This window comes from Streptococcus mitis (assembly GCF_023110375.1).
Lineage (GTDB): Bacteria > Bacillota > Bacilli > Lactobacillales > Streptococcaceae > Streptococcus > Streptococcus mitis_CI.
In genome coordinates this window covers 150,002-166,388 of record NZ_JALDVV010000003.1, presented here as the reverse complement: position 1 = coordinate 166,388, position 16,387 = coordinate 150,002, and the positions used below count along the sequence as shown (strand labels likewise).

General features: G+C 40.7%; 16 protein-coding genes and 1 pseudogene. 3 read left to right on the top strand and 14 right to left on the bottom strand.

Annotated features, from left to right (window positions below):
- Positions 1 to 11: 11 nt before the first annotated feature.
- The gene (mutL, locus tag M1G12_RS04105; protein ID WP_000018200.1) at positions 12 to 1,961 is read right to left on the bottom strand and encodes a DNA mismatch repair endonuclease MutL; all 1,950 of its coding nucleotides are present in this window, start codon (positions 1,959 to 1,961) and stop codon (positions 12 to 14) included.
- A gap of 205 nt (positions 1,962 to 2,166) precedes the next feature.
- On the opposite strand from mutL, the gene M1G12_RS04100 reads away from it, so the two are divergent.
- Both M1G12_RS04100 and M1G12_RS04095 read left to right on the top strand, forming a co-directional pair.
- Positions 2,167 to 2,607 (top strand): LytTR family DNA-binding domain-containing protein, encoded by a 441-nt coding sequence (locus tag M1G12_RS04100; RefSeq protein ID WP_000861976.1) that lies wholly within the window; start codon positions 2,167 to 2,169, stop codon positions 2,605 to 2,607.
- Complete coding sequence (locus M1G12_RS04095) at positions 2,604 to 3,062, top strand: DUF3021 domain-containing protein (RefSeq protein ID WP_000743962.1); 459 nt, start codon at positions 2,604 to 2,606, stop codon at positions 3,060 to 3,062. The genes M1G12_RS04100 and M1G12_RS04095 overlap by 4 nt, the downstream gene beginning before the upstream one ends.
- Before the next feature lie 47 nt (positions 3,063 to 3,109).
- Here M1G12_RS04095 and nrdI read toward each other — a convergent pair whose 3' ends face one another.
- The 5 genes from nrdI to M1G12_RS04070 all read right to left on the bottom strand — a co-directional run bounded on the left by nrdI (position 3,110) and on the right by M1G12_RS04070 (position 7,806).
- Positions 3,110 to 3,574, bottom strand: coding sequence for a class Ib ribonucleoside-diphosphate reductase assembly flavoprotein NrdI (gene nrdI, locus M1G12_RS04090; RefSeq protein WP_247949440.1), 465 nt, complete (start codon positions 3,572 to 3,574; stop codon positions 3,110 to 3,112).
- A gap of 77 nt (positions 3,575 to 3,651) precedes the next feature.
- The gene (locus tag M1G12_RS04085; protein ID WP_247949439.1) at positions 3,652 to 4,185 is read right to left on the bottom strand and encodes an ABC transporter permease; all 534 of its coding nucleotides are present in this window, start codon (positions 4,183 to 4,185) and stop codon (positions 3,652 to 3,654) included.
- A 60-nt stretch (positions 4,186 to 4,245) separates the two neighbouring features.
- The gene (locus tag M1G12_RS04080) at positions 4,246 to 5,532 is read right to left on the bottom strand and encodes a response regulator transcription factor (RefSeq protein WP_247949438.1); all 1,287 of its coding nucleotides are present in this window, start codon (positions 5,530 to 5,532) and stop codon (positions 4,246 to 4,248) included.
- Between the two features lie 11 nt (positions 5,533 to 5,543).
- Complete coding sequence (locus M1G12_RS04075) at positions 5,544 to 7,214, bottom strand: sensor histidine kinase (protein WP_338322253.1); 1,671 nt, start codon at positions 7,212 to 7,214, stop codon at positions 5,544 to 5,546.
- Entirely contained in the window at positions 7,192 to 7,806 is a 615-nt protein-coding gene (locus M1G12_RS04070) for a YesL family protein (RefSeq protein ID WP_000532357.1), read from the bottom strand. The genes M1G12_RS04075 and M1G12_RS04070 overlap by 23 nt, the downstream gene beginning before the upstream one ends.
- Before the next feature lie 134 nt (positions 7,807 to 7,940).
- On the opposite strand from M1G12_RS04070, the gene M1G12_RS04065 reads away from it, so the two are divergent.
- On the top strand, positions 7,941 to 8,510 hold the full coding sequence (locus M1G12_RS04065; RefSeq protein ID WP_020902672.1) for an MptD family putative ECF transporter S component: 570 nt from the start codon (positions 7,941 to 7,943) through the stop codon (positions 8,508 to 8,510).
- 29 nt (positions 8,511 to 8,539) lie between these two features.
- Here the strand turns inward: M1G12_RS04065 and M1G12_RS04060 are convergent.
- The 8 genes and pseudogenes from M1G12_RS04060 to M1G12_RS04025 form a co-directional block, all read right to left on the bottom strand.
- Positions 8,540 to 8,779, bottom strand: a pseudogene (locus M1G12_RS04060) (ABC transporter permease); the annotation flags it as partial.
- Positions 8,780 to 8,795: 16 nt separating this feature from the next.
- Positions 8,796 to 10,040, bottom strand: coding sequence for an MFS transporter (locus tag M1G12_RS04055; RefSeq protein ID WP_247949437.1), 1,245 nt, complete (start codon positions 10,038 to 10,040; stop codon positions 8,796 to 8,798).
- Positions 10,041 to 10,224: 184 nt separating this feature from the next.
- Positions 10,225 to 10,962 (bottom strand): Rgg family transcriptional regulator, encoded by a 738-nt coding sequence (locus tag M1G12_RS04050; protein WP_247949436.1) that lies wholly within the window; start codon positions 10,960 to 10,962, stop codon positions 10,225 to 10,227.
- A gap of 262 nt (positions 10,963 to 11,224) precedes the next feature.
- Positions 11,225 to 11,917, bottom strand: coding sequence for a methionine ABC transporter permease (locus tag M1G12_RS04045; RefSeq protein ID WP_000444647.1), 693 nt, complete (start codon positions 11,915 to 11,917; stop codon positions 11,225 to 11,227).
- A 1-nt stretch (position 11,918) separates the two neighbouring features.
- A complete protein-coding gene (locus M1G12_RS04040) occupies positions 11,919 to 12,980 on the bottom strand; it encodes a methionine ABC transporter ATP-binding protein (protein WP_000085666.1) in 1,062 nt (353 codons plus the stop codon).
- Positions 12,973 to 14,346: a M20 family metallopeptidase gene (locus M1G12_RS04035; RefSeq protein ID WP_060627390.1), complete on the bottom strand. Its 1,374-nt coding sequence runs from the start codon at positions 14,344 to 14,346 to the stop codon at positions 12,973 to 12,975. The genes M1G12_RS04040 and M1G12_RS04035 overlap by 8 nt, the downstream gene beginning before the upstream one ends.
- Before the next feature lie 99 nt (positions 14,347 to 14,445).
- Positions 14,446 to 15,300, bottom strand: a complete 855-nt coding sequence (locus M1G12_RS04030; protein WP_000694523.1) for a MetQ/NlpA family ABC transporter substrate-binding protein — start codon at positions 15,298 to 15,300, stop codon at positions 14,446 to 14,448.
- A gap of 153 nt (positions 15,301 to 15,453) precedes the next feature.
- On the bottom strand, positions 15,454 to 16,284 hold the full coding sequence (locus tag M1G12_RS04025; RefSeq protein ID WP_049500712.1) for an amino acid ABC transporter substrate-binding protein: 831 nt from the start codon (positions 16,282 to 16,284) through the stop codon (positions 15,454 to 15,456).
- Between the last annotated feature and the right edge of the window lie 103 nt (positions 16,285 to 16,387).

Sequence of the window (16,387 nt, the reverse complement as noted above, 5' to 3'; positions counted from 1 at the left end):
TTCCTTTTAGTTTAATATTTCCCCAACTCACGGAGACTGGTGTGATTTTCCTGAATACGTCGGAACATCTTTTCCATATCCGACTTGGTAAAATGCACCAAAACAGGGCGTCCGTGGGGACAGTTATAGGGATTGTCACATTGAGAGAGCTGATAGAGGAGCTGTCTAGCCGAATGGTCGTCAATACGATGGTTGGCCTTGATAGACCGCTTGCAGGACATCATAATAGCCAACTCTGCTCGATATTTCTTGATAGAAACTTCCTTGGTCAAAAGGAGCATGTCGCACATCTCATAGATGCCTGACTCGATTTCCTCCTCTGCCATCCAAATAGGATGTTCACGCAGGATAAATTGATTTTCTCCGTACTCTGCTAGAAAGACGCCCACTTCCTCCAAATGTGTCATTCTTTCCTTGAGACGAAGAGCATCATCCGCTGGAAATTCAAAGATATAGGGCACTAGGAGTTGCTGCTGGCTCTGGTCAACATTGCCAATACTTTCACGGTATTCCTCGTACTTGACCCGTTCCTGAGCCGCGTGCTGGTCTATGATATAGAGCCCATCTCGCCCTTGGGCAAAGAGATAAGTCCCGTGCATTTGCCCGAAAAATTCCAATTCTGGGAAGCTGGATGATTCTTCTCGCTCCAGCTTGTCATAAGCCTTATCAAGACTCGCAAGGTCTAACTCTGGGTGATCTAGCTGGTCGTAGTTAGCAGGCTTTCTCTCTGCAAAATGCAGTTTTGCTGGCTTGGTTAGCTGGTCCAAGGTTTCCTTGGCAAACAAAGTCAAGTCTTGCCCTTCTTCAGTTAATTCTACCTGATAATCAGCCACCTCAGCTTGACTGGATCTTATCGACTCTGTTTTCTCATAGTAGAGCGTATTTTCTTTGAGTGGGAGAATGGTCTGCTCCACCTTTTGACGATTGCGCACGGTCGATTTAGCAAGATTTTCCAAGGCATCAGGTATCAAGGTTTGTTCCTTGAGACTGTTTGCAATAGCTTCTGAGACCAGCGCCATCAGTTCTTTTTCCTTGGAAATCCGCACCTCTTGCTTGGTTGGGTGTACATTGACATCCGCTAGATAAGGGTCGATATGAATGTGAATGACAGCCAGTGGAAAACGGCCTACCATAAGCTTACTGCCATAGCCATCTAGAATTGCACGATTGAGCAGGAAGTTCTTTATATAACGGCCATTGATGAAGAGACTGATATAGTTGCGGTTGGCTCGAGTTAACTCAGGCAAGGACACAAAACCTGAAATTTCGAAATCTAGGTCAGAATTCTCAATTTCAATCATCTTCTTGGCACTCACCAAACCGTAAATTCCTGCGATAGCTTGGCGCAATTGACCAGTCCCAGCTGTCCGCGTCATCTCCTTGCCATCACTGATTAAACTAAACGAAATTTCAGGATGGGCCAAGCCCAGACGATTGACAATATCAATGATATGAGACAACTCCGCTTGCTGGCTCTTCATATACTTGAGGCGGGCAGGCGTGTTGAAAAAGAGGTCCTCCACACAAACCTTGGTTCCCACAGGACTAGTCGCTGGGATGACTTCTTCAACTTCTCCCCCACGCGCGACGAGCTTGGTTCCATGACTTGCACCATCCACCGCCGTCAAAAGGGTCAAAACACTAACAGAAGCGATAGAAGGCAAGGCTTCACCACGAAAACCAAGCGTCCGAATCCGAAAGAGATCTGCCTGATTTTTTATCTTACTGGTCGCATGACGACGCAAGGCCAATTCCACCTCATCGTGGGCAATTCCATGACCATTATCTGTGATTTGGATTTTCTTGAGACCAGCTTCCTCAATCTCAATGATAATCTGACTAGAGCCCGCGTCAATGGCGTTTTCTACTAGCTCCTTAACAACGCTAGCTGGACGCTCGATAACCTCTCCAGCCGCGATCTGGTTTGCCAGCACCTCTGGCAATTCAATAATATGAGACATCTTTCAGCCCCTTTCTGTATCTATTTTCCTAGAAATTGATTAGTGCTATTATACCATATTTCAGAAAGGACAGAAAAGCTCCACCACATAGGAGCCAAATCCCTCCACATAAACAAAGTCCCTTGTCAGGTATCGTAAAATAGTGTTTAATAAAGGTGTACAATAAGTGATCACAATTTTGTATGAAAAACAAGGAGAGAAATTTATGAAAGTAGAACTACAGATTAGTGAAACTTACAAGGAGGAAAAGCTGATTGTCCAAGCACCTCAAGAAACCGATAAAATCCAGAAAGTCATCGAGTTCGCAGAAAATCTGGACCAAAAAGAAACAATCAAAGGAAAGATTGATGATCAGGTCTATCTAGTTAAGATTGGTAAGATACAGCGCTTCTATATCGAGAATCGGAAGGTTCTTGCAGAAACGGCTAGCCAGACCTACAATATTGATTTACGACTCTATCAGGTTCTTGAAATTCTGCCAACCAATTTTATCCAAATTTCCCAATCAGAAATCATCAATATCAACTCCATCTCTCATCTCAAGCTAACCCCAAACGGCCTAGTAGAAATTTTCTTGAAAAACGAAAGCTTCACCTATTCTTCACGCCGTTATCTAAAAACCATCAAGGAGAAATTAGAACTATGAAAAAACAAATCTTCCACGACGCAGCTGCTGGTGTCCTCATCGGCCTCATCCTCTCTATCATCTTTTCACTCATTTATGCACCAAATACCTACGCACCACTGAGTCCTGAATCTCTGATCGGACAAGTGATGGCTCAACATCAGGTTCACGGTGCCTTGGTCTTGCTCTACTGTACTCTTATCTGGGCAGCCATCGGTATTCTCTTCAACTTTGGTAAACGATTATTCAGCCGTGACTGGAGCTTGCTCCGTGCAACTATGACCCATTTCTTCCTCATGCTGGCTGGCTTTATCCCACTAGCAACTCTGGCAGGTTGGTTTCCTTTTCACTGGATCTTCTATCTCCAGCTCATTATCGAGTTTGCGATTGTCTACCTCATCATTTGGGCTATTCTCTATAAAAGAGAAGCTAAAAAAGTGGACCATATCAATCAACTCTTGAAGCATAAAAAGTAAGAATGCTGATACAACTGCCTAAGATAATAAAAAAGCCAAGCCTAAGCTCAACTTTCCAACTCATACAAATCTGAGACAATCGCTGCGACACGTTTGATATCTTCCAGCATGCCTCGCATTTCAAAGTCAGCCAATACAGGGAAACCAAAACGTTGACTGTATTGCTTGGCTGTCAGGCAGTATTGGTTATTAAAGTTACGATTTCCTGAGCCAACCACGCCAAAACACTTACTAGCATTGTCACCATAGGCGATAAAATCCCCCACTGGTGTTGTCAAAATCTCGACATCTCCGTTATCAACGCCATTCCCACCTTCTAGGTAGGTCGGTAAAAAAGCGACATAAGAATTGTCCATTTCATAGAAATCTTGGCCTTCTTTGACCAAATCCTTGATATGAATCTTTTGAACCTCTATTCCCTCGTACTGGGACAAGAGATAGTCTTTCAAGCGTGTCACAAAACTCTCAGTGTTGCCACTCAGACTGATATAAACTAAAGAAATTGTCTTCATATGTACCTCCATGATTTTATTTTTAATCGAAAAACAACTACCAAGATTGTATCTTGATAGTTGTTTTTTGTCAATACTTAGGCAAGTTCTTCTGTTTCCTCTTCTTCTGCCAAGGCTTTTTGCTGACGCCATATCTTGTAGAAGACAAGGGCTAGGAAGAGAACATTGATGACGATATAGAAAATGCTAACAGCTTTTGAACCAATACTCATTGTCAAACGCATGGTCTCATCTTGAAGCAACTGCACAGCGTCTTGCAAAGTCACATAGGTATAAATTGAACCAATAATAGCTAACAAAACATAGCCAACATAAGTATAGTTTGCATATTGCAAATTCTTACGAACAAGGAAGACAATCGCTACTCCCACTAAAATAGCAGACAGCACAATCAAGGCAACATTAAAAATAGAATGAGATGCTTCTGCTACTCTATAGCTGTAATTAATGCTATCTTCTACCTGCTGAGCACTGACCCCTGCAACTTGTTTTTGAGCAGCACGAAGGACTTCTTTGCTAGGTAAGGGCTTCAAAAGTTCAAACAGAGACGTAGCTGAAATAAGAGCAGACAAGATTAGCAAGACCCATAGATAAATCGGTTTCTTTTTCATAATAGAACCTCCTGATATTATTATCAATATTATAGCACTTTTTGTAAAGGGATACAAATATTATAGTGTAGTTTCTACCTGTTTTCGGTAGGCTTTTGGCGATTTTCCGCACAATTTTCGGAAAACTTTATAGAAATATCCAACATTACTGTAACCAACAGCATAACAAATATCTTCGATACTGTCACTGGTTGAAAGCAAGAGCTGTTGGGCAGCCTTAATTCGTTGTTTGTTTAGTAATTCTGCGAAGGTCGAATTGGTTTCACGCTTGATCAACTGTCCTAGATAGACAGGATTGATAAAGAGATCCTTACTGATATCCTTGAGGGAAAGTTCTTTCTGATAATCACGCCCAATGACTTCTAGCACACTAACCACATTTTCATTCATCCGGTATTGTCCAAAGAATCGGGTCAGAGTTTCCTTGATATAAAGAACCAATTCATCGAAGGATTGAATAGCATGAATGGTTTTGACAATGTCCGTCATATCATCAGCTTTGAGGTGTTCAAACAAGTGGAAGACATCCATGACAAACTGGATAAAAAGCTGTTTGGTAATCGGAACACGCGGCGTATTTTCAAGAACCACCTTCTCCAAGAGATTTAACTCTTCTACGATTTGATTGAGATTTCCCTGAATGATAACCCTATAAATCGGTTCGTAATAGGTAAAGAGACTCTCAGACTGTTGTAGATTTACAGAGCCGTAAAAGAGGGCTTTCTCAGCATTCAGCTTCCAGCGTTCAAAGTGTTCTTGATAAGGAGCTTCAAAGGGAGTAACGACTAAACCATCTAGGGGTTGATCAGAAATAAAAATCTGCCAATCTTGACCCAAGACATAGTAGGGAATGGTGAAGGAGCCTTGCTTTTCCTTGGATAGACCTATCCACCAATTCTCCTTATCCCCTAAATAACTAACAAATCCATCCTCATCTAAATCTTGACTAAGGGTCTGACTTTTCTTTCCTCTCTCGCCGAGCTGACCTGCAATCTTCTCCAGCAGATTTCCCAGCTCTACCTTATCAACAGGCTTGACCAAATAGTCCACCACACTAAGGTTCATTGCTCTTTTTACATAATCAAACTCCTGATAACCCGAAAGTAGGATATAGGCTGCATCTGGTAAGATTTCTTTCATCTCCCGAATCATATCAAGCCCTGTTTTGTCGGGCATATTGACATCGGAAATGACCACATCGACAGGATTTTCCTGAACATATTCTAGGGCTTCATCGGCATGACTGGCTGTTGCGACGACCTCCATATCCCACTTATCAAAGGGAATCAAACGTTTCAGACCTTCTGTCACCATGTACTCATCATCTACTAATAATACTTTATACATTTTCTCCCTTTCTACTCATCTTGAATTGTAATACGATACTGAACACCTGCTTGCTCTGCAGAATCTATAGTAATAGCATATCGATCCCCAAAATAGAGCACAAAACGCTCATGGACATTGACAATCCCGATAGATTGCTTTTGATCACTGTAACTGGCTTGGTGTTCAAAATGTCTCTGACTTAATTTTTCTCGAATACTTGCCAGTTTTTCAGCTGACATACCACGGCCATTATCGACCACTAAAATTTCCACAAAACCATCCTGTTTAAGAGCCTTGATGCTAATCACATTATCTGTCCGTCTGTGGTCAACACCATGCGCGAAATAATTTTCTACCAGCGGTTGCAAGGTAAACTTGGGAATCTTCATATTCTCTAACTCTGGATCTATCTTGAAACCATAGGCAATGGACTTGGGATAGCGAACCATGCAGAGGTAGCTATATTTACGGCAAAATTCTAATTCCTGTTTGAGAAGAGTTTCTCTTTCGTCAGAAATATTGTTACGCAAGAGACTACTGAATTCATAAATGATATCTGCTAACTCATCTTGACTCTGCATAACTGCATACATGCGCAAGAATTCCAGCGTATTATACATAAAATGAGGATTGATTTGCGCCTGCAAGGCCCGCATATTGGCATCTTTTTGACTAAGCTCTAACTGATAAATATCATGGATATTCTTTTCCAAGCGATCCAACATATCATTGGTCGTCTCCGCGATTAGGAGCAATTCCTGATCCTTTTCAAGCGTATCAATGCGAAGACCTTCTTGTCCTTTGGCAATAGCTTGGATGGAATCCACCAGGTCCACTACCTGCTTTTGATAATTAGCAAAGGTCTTCCTCAAAGTCAGATAGAGAATGACAATAAAGAGAAGGCTCAAGCCCACAATCAAAGCAGAGCTAGCCACTGTTCCTTGTAAAACAAAGTTTTTAGGAACTGCCACCTGAACCTGATATCCATGAGAGGTAAAACCGACAAACCAGTTCTCATGTTCCCTATTGACCCTCTCACCAATATGAAAAATCTCCGTATCAAATGGTGATGTTACAGTCACAGCCATCGGGATATGACCTCGGGTATTGTCAATGGCATGATATAAGACTTCTGGATCCAAGGAGATGTAAATCACTCCTATAGATTGATCCGTTGCTGGGTCCAGAACTGGAATGCCAAAACTATTGGCCTCTGGTTTAAAGGCCTCAGCAGGCAAGATATGACCACTTCTTTTATCCCTTGTTGAAACATAAACTTCTTTAAAATCCTGCAAGACGATTGCAACACCCGTTATAGAGTCATTTTGAACATAAAGATCATCAATGTTTTCATACAGAGAGATAGAAGTTGACGAAGCTGCTTGATGCTCCAATAGCCAATAAAAATACTCAGAAGTTGACAAGCTAAAGTACTTATAAACCCCTTGTATCCGGTCTTGATTGGCTACTAAATCTTGCGCCAGTTGGGCTGACTCCCGATAATAATACTCCACCTCATCGACTGTTCGAGTGGTTACACGTTGGGCTACTCTTTGAGCTTCCTTTTCCCGTGAATCCCAGTCAGCGTAAGAGAGTAAGATTGCAAAACTCGCAATAATAATCATCATAACTGAACTGTAGGTTCTTAGAAGCGTATGTAGCCAAAACTGCTTCATTCTATTTTGTCGCCAATTTTTCATGGATACTTTCATAGACCGGTTCCAACATATCACTGATAAAGAAATGCCACATCCCAATTCCTACAAAGAAAAGTAGGGCAGGCATATAGTAACCAATTGCCACAAGTAGCACTGTCCCAAGGAGAACCTTGGCCACAGCCGCTAGGCTCATAAAGATGCCAATCAAGGATAGTTTGAGACTATTTCGATAGGACAAATCAAAATAAACTTGTAATTTCAAAGATACTGTATAAGCCAAAAAGATCAGGGCAACTACTAGGACATTCAAAAAGGTCGCAATCAAATGAATAATAGTCTGATGAGGCAATTGCACCAAGAGATACAGGCCATAGACCAAAACTAGATTCACCCCTAAAAAGCTATAGAAAATCAGGTTGCTTGAGACGAAATTTTGCTTATAAAGAGACCACGCCTCCTTCAAACTGTATTCCCGAAAGCTATAACCATGTTCTGCATATAGGCTCATCAAGGTGGCACTAGCCGGCGCTAGACCAAGGATAATCCCTCCTGCTAAAGTTAATAGCCAAAAGAAGGCTGTCGCAATCATCCCTAAAAAGAAACGATTAAAGACAAAGTCTAAAAATCTCCCCATGATATCCTCCTAAAAATAACTATGAAACTATTATATCATATTTCAAGCGTTTTCAAAAACTTCTAGTGCCCATTTACAATCCCTTCAAACCGTGATACAATGAGAATTGTGAAAAAATTATCAGGAGACAATTCATGAAGAAATCTATCTTAACTACACTGCTTTTTGCAGTTCTTTACTTCCTCTCCATGGGGATTGGTGTCCTTTTGGGCAATCTCTTTGATCAAACTGGAAACATGTTTTATGCGCCTGCTTTTACTGCCCTTGTCGGCGGTGGCGTCTATATGATTCTAATCGCAAAAGTTCCACGTTTTGGAGCCATTACCACTATCGGCCTTGTCATTGCTCTCTTTTTCTTGGGAACTAAACACGGTGCCGGTGCCTTCCTTCCTGGAATTATCTGTGGCCTGCTAGCAGATGCAGTAGCTAGCCTCGGAAAATACAAGGACCAAACAAAGAACTTTCTTTCTTTTATTATTTTTGCCTTCAGCTCAACTGGCCCAATCTTACTTATGTGGATTGCGCCCAAAGCCTATATGGCAACCCTTCTAGCAAGAGGAAAATCCCAAGAATATATCGACCGTATCATGGTCGCGCCAAACCCTGGAACCATCCTTCTATTTATAGCAAGTATTGTCATCGGAGCCCTAGTGGGTGCCTTGATTGGACAAGCCTTGAGTAAAAAATTGGCACAGAAAATCTGATTACTAAAAAAGAGCCACCCGGCTCTTTTTTATTTATGGCTCAATTTTTTGGTCAAGAAGTCTCCCAAGAATTGGATTATAAAGATAATCAAAATGATAATAATGGTTGCCAAAATCGTCACATCGTGATTGTAGCGGTTAAATCCATAGGCAATGGCTACGTTACCGATACCACCAGCACCAACTGCTCCCGCCATAGCGGTCTCACCAACAAGGGAAATCAAGGTTACAGTCGTCACACGGATCAAATCTGGAAGACCTTCTAGTAAGCCTGATTTTCCTAGGTTAACATTTTTTACCTGAAAAACTTCTTTTTTCTAGTGATAAAATCAACCCTATCACACTCACTACCAAAAATACCCACCAACAAAGCCTGATATCTTGTAAAGCTAAGAAGGAAAATACAGACATCCCTAAAGGTAATGTTAAAGAAAAAATCATACTCAAGAGATTATTACTTCTAGCTAATACATCCGCACTCAAATTAGACAATAACAGAGTATCTAATTTAGGCATTGATTTCGACATCAAATACATGACAAAGGCTAAGCAAACAACACCTACTAGAGGAGAAAAATCTAAAATATTAGCAGTAGCAAGCAAGACAAACAGAATTGCATTGAGCGATAGCAAACTTGAAAACGACAATTTTCCAAAATAATCATGGGGAGTTAGGCTACCAAGAATAGCTCCTCCCAAGCTAACACATTCAATTAAAAATAGGGCCTGAGCATAGCTGAGATGATAGATAGTATGGTCTAATAAGTAAAAGTGATAAATACCTCCAACAGCTCCTCCCAAAGTATTCATTACCAAAATGACAAGAATAATTTTAAACAATGATTTACTTTCTCTCTGTCTAAATATATCATCCATGTCCGCATAGATTGCCTTAACTTGTTGGAGTAAACTAATCGACTTATCCTCTACACTTACAGACAAATGCGTCAATTTTCTTCTATTTTTGAACAAAATAAGAGAAGATAGTAAAAAGAAGCCAGCATTCACAATCGCAACAAAAGAAAAATTTTGATTGCTGGTTGTGAGTAACCACACTCCTAAGGCTTGACCTCCTAGATTTGATAAATAGGAAACAAACTGAGTAAATGAATAAGCTTCATAGAGCTTATCTTCCGAAATATTATGCTGGATAATCGGCATACGAAGGCCTGCTGTATAATCCGATAAAATATCTGAACAGATATTAACCATACAGATAAAAGCAAACGTCACGAAGTTCTGGTCATGAATCACACTAGCAATCAAAAGAAATAGTAGACTTTGCACACAACCAACCCAAATAATTGTCCCTGCTTTATTTCGAGTATGATCAGCCTTAATCCCAACATAAAAAGTAAATAGGAAAGGTAAAATCGTAATCATATTCGCCATAAATACAGCTATATTTTTAAAGGGTAGACTCGCAGCATAAACGATAAATACCAGATTATAAATATAAGCTCCACTTGAGCTTAAAAACCTCGATAAGGTAAGTATCCTAAATAAATGATGTTTTAAAAATAGTTTCATAACAGACATTTCTCACATTTCAAAGAGTATTCTATTGAATCCAGTCTAACAAAAAAAGCGGGACTCCCCACTTTTTTGTAATATATTTTTTCTGAAAATAGAAACTCTAGCGCCTAGAAACTGCTATTTATCACTCCATCTACAAACCCATTTATTTTTCATCGGTCAATGTAATTGGAATATATTACAAATCTTTATTTGAGAGCTGATTTGCAAAATAGTTTTCATAGTATCTTGCACCATCTACATACTCTAAATCTTGTAAGATTGTAATGCCTCTCTGGATTTTCTCAAGACCCTTATTTTTTACATTAAAAATAGTATCATAATACCCTTTAGCAATCATATAAATGATTTTAAGATAAGCTTGAGATTCTGGCAATTCTCGTTTTTCAATCTGAAAGATAAAATAATCTGCTTTTAATTTATCCTTTTCCTCTATCGCTTTAAAGAGTCCATTAATTAAAATGGTGTCAATACCAACTTTGTTACTAGGTAAAGAGCCTAATAAATCCGTCTTTTGTAACATCTCCCTAGAATATTTAAAATAGAGGGGCAGAGGAAACAAAGTAGAAATCGTTGAAAATAGTTCCAATTCATAATTTCCCCAGATGTCAATAGTAAAAAAATAGTCATAGAGAAAAGTCAGTTCTTCATCCGTTGCTCTTATTTCTGAATCAAAAAACACAAGAAGGCTTTTGATACGAATCATTTGTAAAAGATAGCTTGTTTCACCACTTGATCTATACTTTTGAGTCATCTCTTCATACAAGGAATGGAGAGAATCAATCCCTTCTCTGTCATATAAATCCCAAAGATTTTCTTGAAAAGCCAAAACCTTTTTCTGAGAAAAACCACGTACCAAGTACATAAATTCATTCAAATCAGAGTGGATGTTATCTAAGGCAGTAATCAATTTCATAGATGATAAGTCTGCTTCTCCACGCTCAAATTTGCTCAGCATGGAATAAGTAAACTCTCCTCCCGTCGCCTCCTGTAGAGATACATTCCGACTCTTTCTCAATTCTTTAAAAACTTCTCCCAGATTTTGCATATTGACTCCCCACAATTCTTAACTCTCTTACTCATAAAAGTAACGGTTGATAGCAACCAGTACAGAAAATTTCAAGTCTTGACTATAACGACAACTCCTATGAATGATGTACAGATTTCCTAGCTCTTTTTTATTTATGGCTCAATTTCTTAGTCAAGAAGTCTCCCAAGAATTGGATTGCAAAGATAATCAAAATGATAATGATGGTTGCCAAGATGGTCACATCGTGATTGTAGCGGTTAAACCCATAAGCGATGGCTACGTTACCGATACCACCAGCTCCAACCGCCCCAGCCATAGCGGTTTCCCCAACAAGGGAAATCAAGGTCACAGTTGTCACACGGATCAAATCTGGAAGACCTTCTGATAGGTAAACACCTACGATATCCCAGAATGTCGCTCCGCTAGCTTGAGCCGCCTCAATAACACCACCATCTAGCTCAGCCAAGACAACCTGTACTTGACGGGCAAAGAAGGCAAAGACTGCAAAAGATAGCGGTACGATAGCCGCATTTGGACCAATGCTTGTTCCTACGATTAGATGAGAGAAGGGTGACAAGACTGCCAAGAGAATGATAAATGGTACCGCACGGAAAATAGAGGTAATCTTATCTAAAATCCAGAAAACGACCTTATTTTCCAAGACACCACCTGGCGCTGTCAAAACAAGGAAAAGACCTGCCACTAGCCCCAAGAACCCTCCGATGATGAAAGAAAGAACTGTCATATAAAGAGTTAGATAGATGGCTGTTCCCCAGCCTGCCTGACCAGCCCAACCCATTTTATAGACATTTGGCAAATAGGTTTGAATCAATGATTCCATCTTACTGTCCTCCCTTCAATACTTTTAGTTGTACGCCTGCTTGACGAATGGCTTCTTGGGCACCTGCCAACGCTGCTTTTTCACCTGACAAGACCACAACTAATTCTCCAACAGGAGTACCATCGAGAATTTCGATATTTCCATAGAGGATATTAGCCGTTACTTGATAATGCTTGTACAATTCATTCAAAAGTGGCTCGTCTGTTGAAGCACCTGCATACTTGAGTTGCACCAAAAGGCTGTTTTCAGACAAGTGTTCCACGATTTCTTGCTTCTCGATTTTGACCATGGCTTCGTCAATACCTGTAGCTGTTGAGATAAAGTCTTGAGTCAAAGGTTGTTTAGGATCTGAGAAGATTTCAAGGACACTGCCCTCTTCAATCAAATGCCCATCCTGCATAACTGCCACACGATTGGCAATGTCTTTGACAATCTGCATTTCATGCGTAATCAAGACAACAGTCAAGCCTAATTTTTGGTTCAAATCTTGCAACAAGGCCAAAATCTGCTTGGTTGTCTTAGGATCAAGGGCAGAAGTTGACTCGTCTGAAATCAAGATTTTTGGATCATTTGCCAAAGCACGCGCAATGGCCACACGCTGTTTTTGCCCTCCAGATAGTTGTGAAGGGTAGTTTTCAGCACGGTCTGCCAAGCCAACCAAGTCCAACAACTTGGCTACTTTAGCCTTCTTTTCTTCCTTGCTAAGTCCAGAGTGTTTGAGGGCGAAGGCTACATTCTCCTCTGCTGTCTTTTGGCTCATGAGGTTAAAATGCTGGAAAATCATTCCGATATCTTGACGTTTACGACGCAACTGCTCAGCCGTCAAGGTCACCTTGCCATCAAAAATCACATCGTCGTCAATGGTAATTTTCCCTGCAGATGGTTTTTGCAAGAGATTAATCACCCGTACAAGGGTTGATTTCCCTGCTCCAGAATATCCAACGATTCCGTAGATATCCCCTTCTTGAATGTGAATGGTCACATCCTTGACCGCTGTGATGGTTCTCTTCTTTTGGTGAAAAGTCACATCGATCTGATCTAACTTGATAATATCTCTACTCATAGCTTCTAATCAGCTCCTCTACTAATTCAATATGGGTGTAGTAATCGGCGATTCGCACATTTTCATCTCCACCGTGGTCTCGGCTGTTGGCATTTCCTAGACCGAAGGCCACCATTGGCACCTCTAGGGCATCAAAGACCGTATGCATAGGCCCTGTCCCCGCTGTCGTCGGCAAGACTGAAACGCCCTGTGGATAGAATTTCTTGGCCAACTCGATTACATTGAGAATGGCTGGTGCGCTCATATCGCTGCGATAACTCATCTCTCCCAAGGTATAGTATAATTCTACCTTATCAAAGCCATTTTTGTCTAGCTGTTTCCGAATTTTTTCCAGAACATCATGCGGTTCTAGACCAGGAACCAAACGAACCTCTAGCTTAGCACTGGCTTCTGCTGGCAAAATCGTTTTAACCCCTTGTCCTTGGTAACCTGACTGAATCCCTTCGATATTGAGAGCAGGTTCAAAAAAGAAACGTTTTAGAAAGGCTGCGCGATCCTCTTGTAAGAGAGGCAATTCCAAACCATAAATCTGGCTGATTTCCCCTGGATTTCGTTGGGCGTAAGTATCCACCAAGGCCAATTCACGTTCATTTGGCTCTTGAACTTCTTCGTACAAACCTTCAACCAAGATACGGCCATCTGCGGCACGAAGAGACTGTAGGGCTTGGAGGAGATACCAAGGAGCTGATTCCACAACCCCACCATAACTAGAGTGGATATCGACATCCGCACTTTTTACCTTGGCATCAAAGGTCACAATCCCCTTATTTCCACCAGAAATTTCTAGCTGCTCCAAGGCATTCTTGGTCCCTTGTTCCCAAACTAACAAATCTGCTCCACGGAGTTTATCAGCGTGCTTTTCCAGATACTTATCTAGGTCTGTCGAAGCGGATTCCTCCGCTCCCTCCATGATAAAACTGATATTGACAGGCAAATCATCATGGTGCTGCATGTATTTTCTCAAAGCACTCAAACGAGCTGTGATATGACCCTTATCATCGTCAACCCCACGCCCATACATGAAGCCATTGCGCACTGAAAGAGTAAAGGGATCCTCTGTCCAGATCTGATCCCCATCCGCTGGCACAGTGTCATAGTGGTTATAGAAAATCAGAGTCTTAGCATCTGGACGCGAACTCTTGAAATGCGCCATGACAAAGGGAGCCGTATAAGTCTCATCAATCTCCACTTCAGCCCCAACACGTTTGAAAATCTCACCCAGATAGTTAGCAACTTCTTTGAGACCCACCTGTTGGGCAAAGACCGACTTCTTAGAAATCAAGGTACGCAAAACCTCAAAATAATGCTGGGCCACATGATCCTTTTCAAATTTTTCAATCTGTTCTTGTTCGCTAGGAAAAACCATATTCTCTCTACCTTTCTATGAACCTATAGTCTTCTTTACAATCCATGCTCTATACAAAAGCAAGAGGTGGAATTTTCTCTCCCACCTCCCTGTTTCTTATTACCAAACTGGTTGATCCAAACCGTCTGATGTTTCTTCGATAACTTTTTTCACGTCATCTGTGTGGTAAGCTGCGATCACTTTCTTGATAGCATCAGCCTTAGGTGATGTTTCCCAATCTTTTTTCGCAACGATGATGTTGTACCATTGTTTTGAATTTTCATCAGCTTGTTCTTTGAAAAGTGCTTTCTTGTAGTCCAATTTTGCTTCTGTAACGAAGGTATTGTTTACAACGGCAGCGTCAACTGATGACAATGAACGAGCTGTTTGGCTAGCATCCAATTCAGTAATTTTCAAGTTCTTTGGATTTTCTTTGATGTTAGCAACTGTTGCAAGAGCAGTTCCTGAAACGTCCAATTTAATCAAGCCAGCTGATTGAAGCAAGTAAAGCGCACGGCTTTCGTTTGTAGCATCGTTCGGTACAGCGATTTCTCCGTTTGCTGGGATGTCTTCTACTTTAGTGTACTTGTTGTCACTTCCATTCAAACCTGAGTAAAGACGGATTGGAGAGATGTAAGTATCTGCAATCGCTACAAGGTCTTTCCCGTTTTCTTTGTTCCAGTTGTTCAAGAAGTTATAGTGTTGGAAAGCGTTCAAATCTACTTCGCCATCAGCAGTTGCCTTGTTTGGTTGTGAGTAGTCTGTGAACTCTGTAAATTCCAAAGTGATACCGTCTTTTTTAACCAATTCTTGAATTTTGTCCCAACGTTTTTCTTCAGAACCGCTACGGTTAACAGTTGCAATTTTAATAGTTGTTGCATTGTCTGCTTTCTTTTCTGAGTTTCCGCAAGCTGCAAGAGCCAAACCTGCGACTGTAGCAAGGGCTGCTACACCAAGCCATTTTTTAATTTTCATGATTCTTTCTCCTTAAAAATAATACCGTACTAGTATCTCACAATTTGTTTGATTTCACAAATTGTTATTATGTAGTCAGATATATAGTTTAAAACTATATCCCTAAAAACCGAGAAATCACCCACCTGATTCAGAATGGATGATTTCAAGAAATTATTTAATATCAGCTTCTGCTGGTAGGTAAGTGTCTCCGAAGAATTGTTTAGACAATTTTTCAAGAGTTCCGTCTTTGTAGAGTTCTTGGATACGTTTGTCTACAAATGATTTCAACTCATCTTGACCTTTAGCAAGAAGTGGGTAAACGTAAGGCTGTTGGTCGCTTGGAAGTTCGATCACTTTCAAGTTGTCCAAACCTTGGTCCTTAATGACTGTTTCAACACCGATTTTATCAAAAATCTTGTAGTCAAACTGGCCATCGCTCAAGCGTCCCATGATTTGTTGGAAGTCCGCTTTAGTATACTTTAGGACAGTTGGATTATCTGAGTGTTGTTTGTTGTAATCTTCTAGCTGTTTAGCAGATGTTGTCCCTTGAACAACTTCTGTTGATTTTCCACCGATATCATCAAGCGATTTGATGCTAGGGTCATCTTTTTTCACTACAAGAACGTTAGGGTTTTTAGCAGTTGGAGCTGCGTAAAGGTATTTTTCAGCACGTTCTTTAGTGTAGCTGATGTTGCTAACAGCCATATTGTAACGGTCGGCATCAAGTCCTGCAAAGACTCCTGACCACTCTGTCTTCTCAAACTTGACATCATACTTGTCAGAGTCTTTAAAGATAGCGCGAACCACTTCAATTTCGTAACCAGTCAATTCGCCATTTTCTTCATAGTTGAATGGTTTTGGTGTAGCATTAGTTGCAACGATAATTTCTTTCTTGCTAGCTGCTTCTCCTTCTTTCTTAGCACCACCTGAGCAAGCTGCTAACACACCTGCAGCAACAAGCCCTAGGGCAGCAAGAGATGAGTATTTAACGATTTTTTTCATGTCATTTCCTCCAAAATAGAATACCTTATAATCTTAACAGAAAAAGACCATTTACGCCATTATATGATATCTATCTCTGTGATAGGTTTTCTTTATGGCTGAT

Bases quoted from the DNA above. Each gene is read 5' to 3' on its own strand.
- M1G12_RS04035 (WP_060627390.1), bottom strand. From the start codon at position 14,346: ATGGTTTTTCCTAGCGAACAAGAACAGATTGAAAAATTTGAAAAGGAT.
- M1G12_RS04075 (WP_338322253.1), bottom strand. From the start codon at position 7,214: ATGAAAAATTGGCGACAAAATAGAATGAAGCAGTTTTGGCTACATACG.
- nrdI (WP_247949440.1), bottom strand. From the start codon at position 3,574: ATGAAGACAATTTCTTTAGTTTATATCAGTCTGAGTGGCAACACTGAG.
- M1G12_RS04045 (WP_000444647.1), bottom strand. From the start codon at position 11,917: ATGGAATCATTGATTCAAACCTATTTGCCAAATGTCTATAAAATGGGT.
- M1G12_RS04050 (WP_247949436.1), bottom strand. From the start codon at position 10,962: ATGAAATTGATTACTGCCTTAGATAACATCCACTCTGATTTGAATGAA.
- M1G12_RS04100 (WP_000861976.1), top strand. From the start codon at position 2,167: ATGAAAGTAGAACTACAGATTAGTGAAACTTACAAGGAGGAAAAGCTG.
- M1G12_RS04070 (WP_000532357.1), bottom strand. From the start codon at position 7,806: ATGGGGAGATTTTTAGACTTTGTCTTTAATCGTTTCTTTTTAGGGATG.
- M1G12_RS04095 (WP_000743962.1), top strand. From the start codon at position 2,604: ATGAAAAAACAAATCTTCCACGACGCAGCTGCTGGTGTCCTCATCGGC.
- M1G12_RS04040 (WP_000085666.1), bottom strand. From the start codon at position 12,980: ATGAGTAGAGATATTATCAAGTTAGATCAGATCGATGTGACTTTTCAC.
- M1G12_RS04030 (WP_000694523.1), bottom strand. From the start codon at position 15,300: ATGAAAATTAAAAAATGGCTTGGTGTAGCAGCCCTTGCTACAGTCGCA.
- M1G12_RS04025 (WP_049500712.1), bottom strand. From the start codon at position 16,284: ATGAAAAAAATCGTTAAATACTCATCTCTTGCTGCCCTAGGGCTTGTT.
- mutL (WP_000018200.1), bottom strand. From the start codon at position 1,961: ATGTCTCATATTATTGAATTGCCAGAGGTGCTGGCAAACCAGATCGCG.
- M1G12_RS04065 (WP_020902672.1), top strand. From the start codon at position 7,941: ATGAAGAAATCTATCTTAACTACACTGCTTTTTGCAGTTCTTTACTTC.
- M1G12_RS04055 (WP_247949437.1), bottom strand. From the start codon at position 10,040: ATGAAACTATTTTTAAAACATCATTTATTTAGGATACTTACCTTATCG.
- M1G12_RS04085 (WP_247949439.1), bottom strand. From the start codon at position 4,185: ATGAAAAAGAAACCGATTTATCTATGGGTCTTGCTAATCTTGTCTGCT.
- M1G12_RS04080 (WP_247949438.1), bottom strand. From the start codon at position 5,532: ATGTATAAAGTATTATTAGTAGATGATGAGTACATGGTGACAGAAGGT.